A 12616-nucleotide genomic window follows, 5' to 3' on the forward strand; every position below is an offset into this window, starting at 1 on the left:
GAGGTTCACAGCATGTTGAGAATGAAGGGCGCCCTCATCGCTGCCGTCGTGGCGGCGGCCTTGCCCGGTTGCAAGATCATCAAAACGCCGACGCCGGAGGAAAAGGCGGCGGCAGCGGCCAAGACCGCCTTCGACCCGAATGCAAAGGTCGAGGCGATCTGGCAGCCCGAGGTCGTGCCTTATTTCGAAAAGCGCGCTGGCGACCTGAAAGACGTCATGCAACTGGCTGCCTCCAGCCCTGATGCCGCGGGCGAGAAATACGGCAATCCCCGCAAGCAGAGCAGTTCGCCATGGACCTATGCGGTGAAGATCACCGGCAAGGTCGTGGCGGCCGATACGGACTCGCGCGCGGCAACGCTCGATGTCGACGCCGATGGCGACGGCAAGGCCGATGCAAAGGTCCAGATCGGGCCGGCGCTCCGCGGCACGGCGCTCCGCGACACGCTGGACTTCGTCAATTTCAACGAATTCAAGAACCAGATCGAATGGGCGCAGTTCGGCAAGGCGTTCAACGAGAAGGCCAACTCGGCCTTCCTGTCGGCCGTCCCGCGCGAGGACCTCGCCGGCAAGACGGTGACCGTGATCGGCGCCTTTCCGCTGCCGAAAAGCGGCGAGCTGCCGCTCGTGACACCTTCGGAATTGAGGGTGGGCTCATGACGGCGACAGAGGCACAAAAGGATGATGTCATCCTGCGCCTTGACGACGTGTCGAAGGTCTATTCGGGCATCGTCGCCGTCAAGCGCGCCAATCTGGAACTGCGTCGCGGTGCGGTGAACGTGCTCGTCGGCGAAAACGGCGCGGGCAAGTCGACGCTGATGAAGATCATCGCCGGCGTCGAGCGTCCGACGCATGGCCGCATCATCCTCGACGGTGAACCCGTCTCCTTCGACAGCCCAGCGGAAGCGCAGGCGCATGGCATCGGCATGATCTTCCAGGAGCTCAATCTCTTCGCCAACATGTCGGTCGCCGAGAACATCTTCGCCAGGCGCGAGATCACCCGCGGCCTGCTCGGCATCGACCACAAGGCGCAGGTGCAAAAGGCCAATGGCTTTCTCAAGCGCCTGGATGCCGGGATCGAGGCGGACACGATGGTCGAGGATCTGCCGATCGGCCAGCAGCAACTCGTCGAAATCGCCAAGGCGATGTCGCTAAATGCCCGGATCCTGATCATGGACGAGCCGACGTCGGCGCTTTCGGCGGCCGAAGTCGACATCCTGTTCAAGGTGATCGCGGAACTGAAGGCTCAAGGAGTTGCGATCGTCTATATCTCACATCGGCTCGAAGAGCTGATGCGGATCGGTGACTATATCACCGTGCTGCGTGACGGCCAGGTCACCGGCGAGGCGATGGTGCGCGACATCGATACGCGCTGGATCGTTCGCTCGATGATCGGCTCGGATGCCAAGGACTTTGCAAAATCCGTCACCCATGCCGTTGGCGCCGAGGTCTTTCGCGCCGAAAACATCAGCCTTCCCAGACCGACGGGCGGGCTGTCGGTCAACGATGTCTCGCTGTCGGTCAAGGCGGGAGAAATCCTCGGCATATACGGCCTGATGGGTGCGGGACGCAGCGAATTCTTCGAGTGTGTGATCGGCCGCCACGCACACTCGACCGGCAAGATCTTCATCGAGGGCAAGCAGGTTCGCGCCCGCGACACCACCCGGCGTATCCGCCGCGGCCTTGCGCTCATTCCGGAAGACCGGCAGCGCGAGGGTCTGGTCCAGGTGCTCTCGATCGCTTCCAACCTGACGCTGGCGAGCCTTGGCCGCTTCGCCCGGCTCTTCCATATCGACAGCGGTGCCGAGAAGAGCGCCGTCCAGGAGGCCATCCGCGATCTTTCGATCAAGGCGCCGAACCCGGATTTCGAGGTGACCTCGATGTCGGGCGGCAACCAGCAGAAGGTCGTTATCGGTAAGGCATTAATGACCAATCCGAAAGTGCTGCTGATGGACGAGCCGAGCCGCGGCATCGATGTCGGCGCCAAGGCCGACGTCTTCCGCACCATGCGGCGGCTGGCGGCAAACGGGCTCGCCATTCTGTTTTCGACCTCCGACCTCGAGGAGGTCATGGCGCTTTCCGATCGCATCGCGGTCTTGAGCAACGGCCAGCTGGTCGCCGTCTTCGACCGGAACGAGGCGACGGAAGAAGCCATCATCGCGGCTTCGGCCAAGGGACACGGACATCAAGGGAAACTCGCGTCATGATGGCGGCTACGTCAACCACTCTTGCGCCGAAAGGCGCCAACGGCTCGGCGCTTCTGACGCTGATGAAGCTCAGGACCTTCATCGCGCTTTTCGCCGTGATCATCTTCTTTGCGATCTTCGCGCCGAACTTCACCTCGACGGCGAACATGATCCTGATGTCGAAGCATGTGGCGCTGAACGCCTTCCTGGCGATGGGCATGACCTTCGTCATCATCACCGGCGGCATCGACCTTTCCGTCGGATCGATCGTCGGGTTGTGCGGCATGGTCGCCGGCGGCCTGATCCTTTACGGTATCGAATTGCCGATCGGCTACACGATCTATTTCAACCTCTTCGAGATCGTGCTGATCACGCTGTCGATCGGTCTCGTCATCGGCCTTATCAACGGCCTGCTGATCACCAAACTCAACGTCGCGCCCTTCATCGCCACGCTCGGCACGCTCTATGTCGCCCGCGGTCTCGCCTTGCTGTCATCGGACGGTCAGACCTTTCCGAACCTCGTCGGCCGGCCCGAATATGCCACGACCGGTTTCGACTTCTTCGGCGCGGGGCGCATTCTCGGCTTGCCGGTGTCGATCTGGATCCTGATCGTGCTGGCACTCGCGGCCGCCTATGTCGCCCGCTCGACGCCGATCGGCCGTCATATCTTCGCCGTCGGCGGCAATGAGCGGGCCGCGCGCATGTCCGGTATCCGGGTCGATGTGGTGAAGATCTTCGTCTACATGTTTTCCGGACTTTGCGCCGCCATCGTCGGCGTCGTCATTTCCTCCGAACTGATGGCCGCCCATCCGGCGACCGGCGAAAGCTTCGAGCTCAATGCGATTGCCGCAGCCGTGCTCGGCGGCACCTCGATGTCGGGTGGCCGCGGCACGATCGGCGGCACGATCATCGGCGCTTTCGTCATCGGCATCCTCTCCGACGGGCTTGTCATGATGGGCGTCTCCTCGTTCTGGCAGATGGTCATCAAGGGCCTCGTCATCATCATTGCCGTCGTGGTCGATCAGGCCCAGCGGCGCCTGCAGCAGCGCGTCACCCTCATGCAGATGGCAAAGGCAGGCTGAGATGACCGAGTTGAAGGGGGCTTTGATCGGCTGCGGTTTCTTCGCGATCAACCAGATGCACGCCTGGAAAGACGTCGAAGGTGCTGACATCGTCGCGATCTGCGATCGCGATCCGGAGCGGCTGAAGGTCGTCGGCGACCAGTTCGGTATCGATCGCCGCTACCGCGATGCCGAGGCCATGTTTGCCGATGGCGGCTTCGATTTCGTCGACATTGCCACGACGGTCCAGAGTCACCGCGCTCTGGTGGAAATGGCTGCAGTGAATAAGGTGCCGGCCATCTGCCAGAAACCCTTCGCCAAGACGCTGTCGGATGCAAAGGCGATGGTCGAGGCTTGCCGCAATGCCGGCGTGGCCCTGATGGTGCACGAGAATTTTCGCTGGCAGACGCCGATCCAGGCGGTCCGCAAGGCGCTCGATGCTGGCGCCATCGGCACGCCCTTCTGGGGCCGCTTCTCCTTCCGCTCGGGTTACGACGTCTTCTCCGGCCAGCCGTATCTTGCCGAAGGCGAGCGCTTCATCATCGAAGATCTCGGTATTCATACGCTCGATATCGCCCGCTATATCCTCGGCGATATCAGATCACTCACGGCCCGCACCAAACGGGTCAATCCCAAGATCAAGGGCGAGGATGTCGCAACCATTCTGCTCGATCATGAAAACGACGCCACGTCGGTCGTCGACGTCAGCTACGCCACCAAGCTCTCGAAAGAGCCGTTTCCCGAAACGCTGATCGAGCTCGACGGCTCCGAGGGCACGATCCGCCTGACCCAGGGCTACCGCCTTGAAATCGCCCACGGCAGGGGCACCACCACAATGGATGTCTCTCCGAAGTTGTTGTCCTGGGCCTCGCGGCCTTGGCACAACATCCAGGAGAGCGTCTATGCGATCCAGCAGCATTGGGTCGATCAAATCAAGCGCGGCGCGGAGCACTCAACCTCGGGGGCCGATAATCTGAAGACCTTCGCCCTCGTCGAGGCCGCCTATGACAGCGCTGCCAGGGGACAGACGATCGATGTCGGAGCGATGCTGCGATGACGATCAATGCGTTCCAGCTCTGCGGCACCCACCTGGTCGAGACGCCGCCGGTTCGGCTGAGGGCCGGAAAGCTGACCGCCGATCTCGCCGATGGCAACCTCCGCGCGATCCGCTACGACGGCATCGAGGTGCTACGGGCGATTTCTTATCTCGTTCGCGACCGGGATTGGGGCACCTACAGCCCTGAAATCGTCGATCTCAGCATCGAGCAGAAGGAAGACCGTTTCGAAGTCGCTTATCAGGCCCGCTGCGAGGGACCCGGCGACACGAGGCTCGTTATCGATGTTCGCATCGCGGCATATCAGGACCGGCTCGATTTCGAGGCCGAAGCCATGACCGAGACCGGCTTCGAGACCAACCGCTGCGGCTTCTGCATCCTGCATCCAATCGTCGGCGTGGCGGGTTCGCCGGCGAAGGTCGAGCATGTCGACGGGGAGATCGTGACGACACGGTTCCCCGATGTCATCGAACCCTGGCAACCATTCAAGGACATGCGCGCCATCACCCACCGGGTCATGCCTGACGTTCAGGCTGAATGCCGGATGGAGGGCGACACCTTTGAAATGGAAGATCAAAGAAACTGGTCGGACGCATCCTATAAGACATATGTCAGACCGCTCGCTCTGCCCTGGCCCTACCAGATCTCTGCCAACCAACCTGTCCGGCAAAAGACGTCGCTTGTTATCAGAGACACCAGGCATTCCGCACCGCGCTTCGCGCCTGCGACCTTGGGCGGCGCGATAAAACTCAAGCTTGGAGAGCGGACCGGCATCATGCCCGATATCGGCGTGATCGTGACGCCTGAGGAGGCCGATGCGACGCTCATGGCAAAGGCCGTCCTGTCGGAGATCGCGCCGCGGGAACTCCTCTTTCATTTCGATCCGGATGCCGGGCATGCCGCCGAAGCACTGAAGACTTTTACCGCGATCGCCGCCGTCCACCGCGGCCGCTCGACGCTGGAGATCGCCCTCCCCTGCAAATCGTCGCCGGCAAGCGAGGCGGCCGAGATCGCCCACCAAATGCAGCTGGCGGCATTCAAGCCGGATGCGATCATGATCTCGCCATCCGTCGACCGGCAATCGACGCCGCCCGGCAGCACATGGCCGGATTGCCCGCCTTTGGACGCGGTCTATGCCGCCGCCCGCGCCGCCTTTCCCGGTATTCGCATCGGCGGCGGCATGCTGAGCTATTTCACCGAACTCAACCGCAAGCGCGCGCCGGATGGGCAGCTCGACTTCGTCAGCCACTGCACCAACCCCATCGTGCATGCGGCCGACGATCTCAGCGTCATGCAGACATTGGAAGCGCTGCCCTTCATCACGCGGTCGGTGCGTGCCATCTACGGCGACAAGCCCTACCGGATCGGCCCGTCGACGATCCCGATGCGGCAGAACCCCTATGGCAGCCGCACAATGGATAATCCCTCGGGCGCGCGTATACCCATGGCCAACCGCGACCCGCGCCACAACGGCCGTTTCGCTGAAGCCTTCGCACTCGGTTACGCAATCAGGGTGCTGGATGCCGGTCTCGAATGCCTGACGCTCTCGGCCTTGACCGGTCCGTTCGGTCTGATTGCCGGTCCGGCCGAGCCGATCGAGCAGGGTGGGCGGCGCCCGCTGTTCAATGCGGTGCGGACTTTGTCCGCCTTGGCTGGTGCATTCTGGCAGGAATGCATCTCGTCCTCGCCCTCCGAAGTGCTGTCTTTCGTTGCGCGGGACGCCGCAGGAAACAGGCTCCACGTCGTCAATCTGACGAGCGGAGAGCGAAGAGTCGATTACCCCGCATCGGGGAAGGATCTGCTGCTCGCACCCTTCGCCACCGCGGTCTTGCCGCTGGCGGATTGACCTCCGGCGCATCAGCCGCATCTATGCAATCGGAGCTCACTGGGGAGGATCGGCGTGAAGACGAAGAAGCTTATCAATTCCGGCGCAGATGCCGTCGATGAGATGCTGCAAGGGATCCTCGCGGCGCATCCACGCCATCTTTACGCAGTCGAAGACATGCCCCGCGCGATCATTGCCAGAAACGGACCGCGCAAAGGCAAGGTCGGCCTGGTCATCGGCGGCGGATCCGGGCATGAGCCGACCTTTCTGGGGTTTGTCGGCAAGGGGCTGGCGGATGCCGCCGCGATCGGCAATGTCTTCGCCTCGCCGCCGCCCGATCCGATCATCGCCTGCGCCAAGGCGGTCGACGGCGGCGCCGGCGTCCTGTTCATGTACGGCAATTATGCCGGCGACGTGATGAATTTCGACATGGCCGCCGAGATGCTGGCGCTCGACGAGATCGAGGTCCGCACCGTCCTAACCACAGATGACGTGGCGTCTGCTCCTGCCGATCAGAGGGACAGGCGACGCGGCGTGGCGGGCAACGTCTTCATCTTCAAGGCCGCCGGAGCGGCATGCGATCTTCTCTACTCTTTCGACGATGTCGAGCGCGCCGCCCGCCATGCCAATGCACGAACCTATACGATGGGTGTGGCGCTCTCTCCCTGTTCGCTGCCCCAGACCCTCCGGCCGAACTTCCTGATCGGCGAGGACGAGATGGAGATCGGCATGGGAATCCATGGAGAGCCCGGCATGGCGCGCGAGCCGCTGAGGTCGGCCGATGCCGTGACCGACGAGCTGATGGACAGCATGCTTCGGGAGATGAAGGCGGACCCAGGCGATCGTGTCGCCGTGCTCGTCAACTCGCTAGGTTCGACTCCGCTGATGGAACTCTATATCATGATGCGGCGCGTGAAGTCCCGACTCGACGATGCCGGGCTCGTCATCCACACGTCGCTCGTCGGCAACTATTGCACCTCGCTTGAAATGGCCGGCGCCTCGATCACCGTCATGCATCTCGACGACGAGCTTCAGCGGTTGATCGACCACCCGTGCGATTGCGCGATGTTTGCGAGGTGATCGATGACGATTACCACAAAAGACCTGCAACAACTGTTTGCCGGGATTGCCGAGGATATCGCGGCAGAGCGCGACCATCTTTGCGAGCTGGACGGCGCCATCGGCGATGGCGATCACGGCCTTGCCATGGACGGAGGCTGTCAGGCTGCCGCCAAGGCGGTCGGCGAGCTCGATATGGAAACTCCACCGACGCTGCTGTTCAACGTTGCGGCAAAGGCATTCCTGAATGCGGTCGGTGCTTCGTCCGGCCCCTTATATGCCACGGCCTTCATGCGCGCCGCGGCCGCAGCCAAGGACAGGCAGACCTTGACCGATGACGATTTCGTCCGCGTTTTCGCAGCCATGGCGACGGGAATCCAGGAACGCGGAAAGGCCGAAGCCGGTGAAAAGACGATGGTCGACGCCTGGAAGCCCGCGGCCGACGCGGCACTTGATGCGTGGGGGACAGGAAAGCCGCTTCCCGAATGCTTCGACATGGCAGTGCATGCAGCCCGCGTCGGCTGTGACGCAACCAAAGACATGACGGCAGCGAAAGGACGGGCTTCGCGATTGGGAGACCGGGCTATCGGGCACATCGATCCCGGTGCGGCATCGGCGGTCATCATCATCGCCGCGATGGCCAAATTTGCTCGACGGCACGATGGTTAGCTCATCATACCAGTTGACATGTCAATGACTATCTGCAAAAAGGGTCCCGGCTTACAAGAGGAGGACGGTAATGCTGACCCTTTCTGCGAAATTGAAGACTGCGAGCATCGTTGCGATCGCCATGGCGTCACTTTCGGCAACACCGGTTCTTGCTGAAGACATCACGCTCTGGACCCTCAACTTCGACAATAATGCTGCCAATACGGCCCTCAAGAAGGTGGCGACGGACTTCGAAGCTGCAAATCCCGGGACGCATGTCGAGATCGTTCAGCGCGCCGTCGATGAACACAAGACCGCGCTCCGCGTCGCCGCGGGCTCGGACAAAGGACCCGACATTTATTTCAGCTGGGCGGGTCTCGGCCTCGGCGGCGAGTATGTGAAGGCCGGCCTGTCGCTGCCACTCGACAAGTATTACACCGAGTATAAGTGGAACGACGAATTGCTGCCGTCGGCTGCCGCTTTCGCCGACCTCTATACGGGCGGCAAGCACGGTGTTCCCTTCACCTTCAAGGGCGAAGCCGTCTACTACAATAAGAAGCTTTTCGAACAGGCCGGCATCAAGGAAGAGCCGAAGACCTACGAGGAACTCCTTGCCGCGGCCGATAAGCTGAAGGCCGCGGGCATCCCCGCCTTCACCTTTGGCGGCACGGTCAACTGGCACGTCATGCGCCTCATGGACGTTATCCTCGAAACCAAGTGCGGCGCCGAAAAGCACGACGCGCTGAAGGCGATGACGTTGGACTGGACCAAAGAACCCTGCGCGACGGATTCCTTCGCGGAGTTTGCGAAGTGGACGAAGGACTATACGCTGCAGCCGTTCATGGGCATCGACAACAAACAGTCCTACAGCCTCTTCACGGCCGGTCGTGCAGCGATGATGCTCGAAGGCGACTGGCTGGTCAGCCAACTCAACGGCTCCGGCGCCAATCTCGACGATTACGGCATCTTCCCCTTCCCCACAAATACCGACCGTCTCTACGGCTTTGCCGAGTACAACTACATCAGCACCAAGAGCAAGAACCCCGACATAGCGGCGAAATTCCTCGACTATTTCCTGTCGACGAAGGTGCAGCAGGATCTGCTCGGCCAGTTGAGCTCGACCTCCGTCAACAAGAACGTCCAGTATGCCAATCAGAAGCCGCTCGAAGCCGAATGGCTGGGCATCTTCCAGAAATACGGCAAGGTCTACATGAACGGCGACCAGGCCTTCCCGCTCGATGTCACGACGGAATATTTCCGCGTCATCAATGATGTCGCTTCCGGCAGCACCGAACCGGCCGAGGCGGCCAAGCAGTTGCAGAGCTTCATCGCCAGCAGAAGCTGATCCCTCCCAAGCGCCAGTCGATCGACCTCTGAGTTGATCGGCTGGCACATTCTTTCATCAGCTGGCAGCGGCTTTTCACTGCCAGGAGGAAAGCATGTCACTTCGACAATCGACACATGATCCGCGCGTGCAAGCGCTCATCCTGCTCGTGCCGGCGCTGGCGATCTATGCGGTCTTCGCGCTCTACCCGATGCTCAACGTCGTGATCCTGAGCTTCCAGAAGTGGAACGGGCTCGATCCCAATCGGCAATTCGTCGGCCTTGCGAACTATTCGGCGATTTTCACCAAAGATCCGGTCTTCTGGGTGGCGTTCCGCAACACGGTGATCTGGACCGTGATGAGCCTGATCTTTCCGCCGCTGGTCGGACTGCTGCTGGCGCTCAGCCTCAACCAGAAAATATTCGGCCGCAATGGCCTCAGGGCCATCTTCTATCTGCCTGTGATCATCGCGCCGATCGCCGTCGCCACCATGTGGAAGTGGATGTACGATCCCTTCTTCGGCCTGTTCGCCCAACTGCTGACCTCCTGGGGCATGCAGATCTGGATCAAGGATTGGCTGGGCAATAAGGATATCGCGCTTTATTCCGTCTTCGTCGCCTATCTCTGGCAGACGGTCGGCTTCTCGATGGTTCTATTCCTGGCCGGCCTGCAGAACGTCTCTCAGACGCTCGTCGAAGCGGCGCGCATCGATGGCGCCGGCCGCTGGGCGGTGTTCAAACATGTGACATTGCCGGCGTTGCGCCCGACGATCACCATCGTCCTCGTTCTCTCCGTCATCTCGTCGCTGAAGGCTTTCGACATCGTCTACGGTTTGACGGGCGGCGGTCCGGCGCAGTCCACCCAGATGCTGGCGCTCTGGGCGTTCACGCAGGCCATGCAGATCTTCGATTTCGGACGAGGTGCGGCAATATCCGTCGTGCTGCTGCTGATCACCATGGCCGTCGTCATTCCCTATCTCAGATGGACCCAGAAGCACGAGGAGGTCGAATCGTGACAGCAGTGCCGACCGACCATGCCGCCGTGCATCTCGAAGCCCAACCATCGTCGATGAAGCGCGATCCCGTTCTGATCGGCCTCTGGATAACGCTTGTCATCGTGGCGCTCGTCTGGGTCGCGCCATTCGTCTTCATCGTCTTCACCTCGCTGAAGACGCCGGCGGCGGTGACGAGCACCGGCGCCTTCATGCCGCCGGCCGAGCTTGCCTTCGAAAACTATGGCGCCGCATGGAGCCGCGGCAATTTCGCAAACTCCTTCTTCAACAGCGTCATCATCACCGTCATCAAGGTGCCGCTCGGCCTGTTCCTGTCGGCGATGGCCGCTTATGCCCTTGCCAAGATCAAGTTGAAGATCACCAAGGCGCTGCTGCTGCTCGTCGTGTTCGGCACGATGATCCCCTTCCAGGTGATGCTTGCGCCGCTCTTCACCCTGGTCAATTCCTTCGGCCTCATCGACACCTATCCGGGCGTCATCCTTCCCTACATCGCCTTCGGCGTTCCCTATCAGGTTTTCATCCTGCACGGCTTCTTCAAGGGCATTCCGAAGGAGCTATCGGAGGCAGCGCTGATCGACGGCGCCAGCCACTTCGTCATCTTCCGGCGGATCTTTCTGCCGGTATGCCTGCCCGTCCTCGCCGCACTGCTCATCCTCGACTTCGTTTCCACCTGGAACGAATTCGCCATGGCGCTGGTGCTGCTTCAGGACCAGCACATGTGGACGCTGCCGCTCGGCCTGATGTCGTTTCAGGGGCAGTTCTCCAGCAATTACGGCCAGCTCAACGCGGCGATCGTCATGACCGTGCTGCCGGCGACGATCGTCTATCTCATGTTCCAGCGCTACTTCGTCTCCGGCCTCACCTCCGGCGCCGTCAAAGGCTGATCACAAAATCATTCTACGAGGAGAGACAGAATGTCCGATGCAACAGTCGAAAAATGGGGTGTGTTCGAGGCCTCCTTCGAAGGGCCTGCCGGCGGCAATCCCTATCTCGACGTAGCATTCGATGCCGTCTTCACCCAGAAGAGCCGCGAAGTCCGCGTGCCGGGCTTCTATGATGGTAACGGCACCTACCGCATTCGCTTCATGCCCGATAGCGAAGGCGAGTGGTCGTTCCAGACGCGCTCCAAGACCGCGGCCCTCGACGGCAAGACGGGTGTTTTGGCCGCGACCGCACCTTCGGCCGGCAATCACGGCCCGGTGCGCGTGCGCAACAAATTCCATTTCGCCTATGCCGACGGCACGCCGTTCCTCTCCTTCGGAACGACCTGCTACGCCTGGACGCATCAACCGTTCGACATGCAGAAGCAGACGCTGGAGACGCTGAAGACGGCGCGCTTCAACAAGATGCGCATGGGCGTGTTTCCGAAGGATTATCCCTATAACGTCAACGAGCCGTTGCATGCCTGCTTCGAACGCGGCTCCGACGGCAAGGAAGACTTCGACCGGCCCAACCCCGCCGCCTTCCAGCACTTCGAAAAGCAGGTCGCCGCACTCTGCGACCTCGGCATCGAGGCCGATATCATCATCTTCCACCCCTATGACCGCTGGGGTTATGCCGACATGTCGGCCGCGCAGGATTTCCGCTATGTCGAATATCTGGCCGCCCGTCTTGCCGCCTACCGGAACGTCTGGTGGTCGCTCGCCAATGAATATGATTTCCTGATCGACACGAAACCGATGGAGCAGTGGGACCGCTACTTCCACATTCTGGAGGAAAACGACCCCTACCAGCATCTGCGGTCCATCCATAATGGCGACGTGACCGCCAATTTCGATCACCGCAAACCGTGGGTGACACACACCTGCATCCAGAACCCCGACGTCAAGCGGACGCAGGAATGGCGCGATGCCTATGGCAAGCCCGTCGTCAACGACGAGCCCGAGTATGAGGGCGACATCTTGCAGTCATGGGGCAATCTCCATCCGAGGGAGCTGGTGCACCGTTTCTGGATCACCATGGCGCGCGGCGGCTATGCCGGTCACGGCGAAACCTATTCTCACCCCGAGGATCTGATCTGGTGGGCCAAGGGTGGCGAATTGCGCGGCGAAGCATGGAAGCGCATCGGCTTCCTCCGGGACCTCATGGAGGCCGACGTCAAGCACGGTCTCGAACCGCTCGGCATCATCGGCGAATGGCCGTGGTCGCGCGTCTCCGGCGCGCGTGACGGCGACGGCGATTTCCGCCTGATCTATTTCGGCGAGCATCAGCCGGTGATCTGGTCCACCGGCCTGCCGGTTGATGGCGACGACTACGATGTCGATATCATCGACACCTGGGAGATGACGATCACGCCGGCCGAGAAAGTCGAGGCTCCCGTTCCGCATCCGACGCGCCATGGCTCGGTCGTGCGCGGCGGCAAGCCGGACGCGGCCTTCGGCGTGAAAATCCCGCGCAAGCCGTACCAGGCTTTGCGTGTGCGCAGGAAGCGCTAATCGAGAGGGTCCGG

General features: G+C 61.5%; 11 protein-coding genes. All 11 read left to right on the forward strand.

Annotated features, from left to right (window positions below):
* Window positions 1-12: 12 nt before the first annotated feature.
* The 11 genes from FHT79_RS25210 to FHT79_RS25260 all read left to right on the forward strand — a co-directional run bounded on the left by FHT79_RS25210 (window position 13) and on the right by FHT79_RS25260 (window position 12602).
* Window positions 13-657 (forward strand): DUF2291 domain-containing protein, encoded by a 645-nt coding sequence (locus FHT79_RS25210; RefSeq protein WP_047616917.1) that lies wholly within the window; start codon window positions 13-15, stop codon window positions 655-657.
* A complete protein-coding gene (locus FHT79_RS25215) occupies window positions 654-2204 on the forward strand; it encodes a sugar ABC transporter ATP-binding protein (RefSeq protein ID WP_183904389.1) in 1551 nt (516 codons plus the stop codon). The genes FHT79_RS25210 and FHT79_RS25215 overlap by 4 nt, the downstream gene beginning before the upstream one ends.
* Window positions 2201-3265 (forward strand): ABC transporter permease, encoded by a 1065-nt coding sequence (locus FHT79_RS25220; protein ID WP_028757638.1) that lies wholly within the window; start codon window positions 2201-2203, stop codon window positions 3263-3265. The genes FHT79_RS25215 and FHT79_RS25220 overlap by 4 nt, the downstream gene beginning before the upstream one ends.
* 1 nt (window position 3266) lies before the next feature.
* The gene (locus FHT79_RS25225; RefSeq protein WP_097595396.1) at window positions 3267-4301 is read left to right on the forward strand and encodes a Gfo/Idh/MocA family oxidoreductase; all 1035 of its coding nucleotides are present in this window, start codon (window positions 3267-3269) and stop codon (window positions 4299-4301) included.
* A complete protein-coding gene (locus tag FHT79_RS25230; protein WP_097595398.1) occupies window positions 4298-6145 on the forward strand; it encodes a hypothetical protein in 1848 nt (615 codons plus the stop codon). The genes FHT79_RS25225 and FHT79_RS25230 overlap by 4 nt, the downstream gene beginning before the upstream one ends.
* Before the next feature lie 54 nt (window positions 6146-6199).
* Entirely contained in the window at window positions 6200-7204 is a 1005-nt protein-coding gene (locus FHT79_RS25235) for a dihydroxyacetone kinase subunit DhaK (RefSeq protein ID WP_097595400.1), read from the forward strand.
* Window positions 7205-7207: 3 nt separating this feature from the next.
* Entirely contained in the window at window positions 7208-7852 is a 645-nt protein-coding gene (dhaL, locus tag FHT79_RS25240; protein WP_183845274.1) for a dihydroxyacetone kinase subunit DhaL, read from the forward strand.
* A gap of 70 nt (window positions 7853-7922) precedes the next feature.
* The gene (locus FHT79_RS25245; protein WP_047616751.1) at window positions 7923-9176 is read left to right on the forward strand and encodes an extracellular solute-binding protein; all 1254 of its coding nucleotides are present in this window, start codon (window positions 7923-7925) and stop codon (window positions 9174-9176) included.
* A 94-nt stretch (window positions 9177-9270) separates the two neighbouring features.
* Window positions 9271-10170 (forward strand): sugar ABC transporter permease, encoded by a 900-nt coding sequence (locus tag FHT79_RS25250; RefSeq protein ID WP_183845272.1) that lies wholly within the window; start codon window positions 9271-9273, stop codon window positions 10168-10170.
* Window positions 10167-11051 (forward strand): carbohydrate ABC transporter permease, encoded by an 885-nt coding sequence (locus tag FHT79_RS25255; protein WP_028756742.1) that lies wholly within the window; start codon window positions 10167-10169, stop codon window positions 11049-11051. The genes FHT79_RS25250 and FHT79_RS25255 overlap by 4 nt, the downstream gene beginning before the upstream one ends.
* Window positions 11052-11081: 30 nt before the next feature.
* Window positions 11082-12602 carry a DUF5060 domain-containing protein gene (locus FHT79_RS25260; protein ID WP_183904390.1) on the forward strand — a complete coding sequence of 507 codons (1521 nt, stop codon included), beginning with the start codon at window positions 11082-11084 and terminating at the stop codon, window positions 12600-12602.
* Window positions 12603-12616 lie beyond the last annotated feature (14 nt).

Origin of the sequence: Rhizobium sp. BK212 (genome assembly GCF_014197475.1) — a bacterium.
GTDB classification, from domain to species: domain Bacteria; phylum Pseudomonadota; class Alphaproteobacteria; order Rhizobiales; family Rhizobiaceae; genus Rhizobium; species Rhizobium anhuiense.

Bases quoted from the DNA above. Each gene is read 5' to 3' on its own strand.
- FHT79_RS25245 (WP_047616751.1), top strand. From the start codon at position 7,923: ATGCTGACCCTTTCTGCGAAATTGAAGACTGCGAGCATCGTTGCGATC.
- FHT79_RS25230 (WP_097595398.1), top strand. From the start codon at position 4,298: ATGACGATCAATGCGTTCCAGCTCTGCGGCACCCACCTGGTCGAGACG.
- dhaL (WP_183845274.1), top strand. From the start codon at position 7,208: ATGACGATTACCACAAAAGACCTGCAACAACTGTTTGCCGGGATTGCC.
- FHT79_RS25250 (WP_183845272.1), top strand. From the start codon at position 9,271: ATGTCACTTCGACAATCGACACATGATCCGCGCGTGCAAGCGCTCATC.
- FHT79_RS25220 (WP_028757638.1), top strand. From the start codon at position 2,201: ATGATGGCGGCTACGTCAACCACTCTTGCGCCGAAAGGCGCCAACGGC.
- FHT79_RS25210 (WP_047616917.1), top strand. From the start codon at position 13: ATGTTGAGAATGAAGGGCGCCCTCATCGCTGCCGTCGTGGCGGCGGCC.
- FHT79_RS25215 (WP_183904389.1), top strand. From the start codon at position 654: ATGACGGCGACAGAGGCACAAAAGGATGATGTCATCCTGCGCCTTGAC.
- FHT79_RS25225 (WP_097595396.1), top strand. From the start codon at position 3,267: ATGACCGAGTTGAAGGGGGCTTTGATCGGCTGCGGTTTCTTCGCGATC.
- FHT79_RS25260 (WP_183904390.1), top strand. From the start codon at position 11,082: ATGTCCGATGCAACAGTCGAAAAATGGGGTGTGTTCGAGGCCTCCTTC.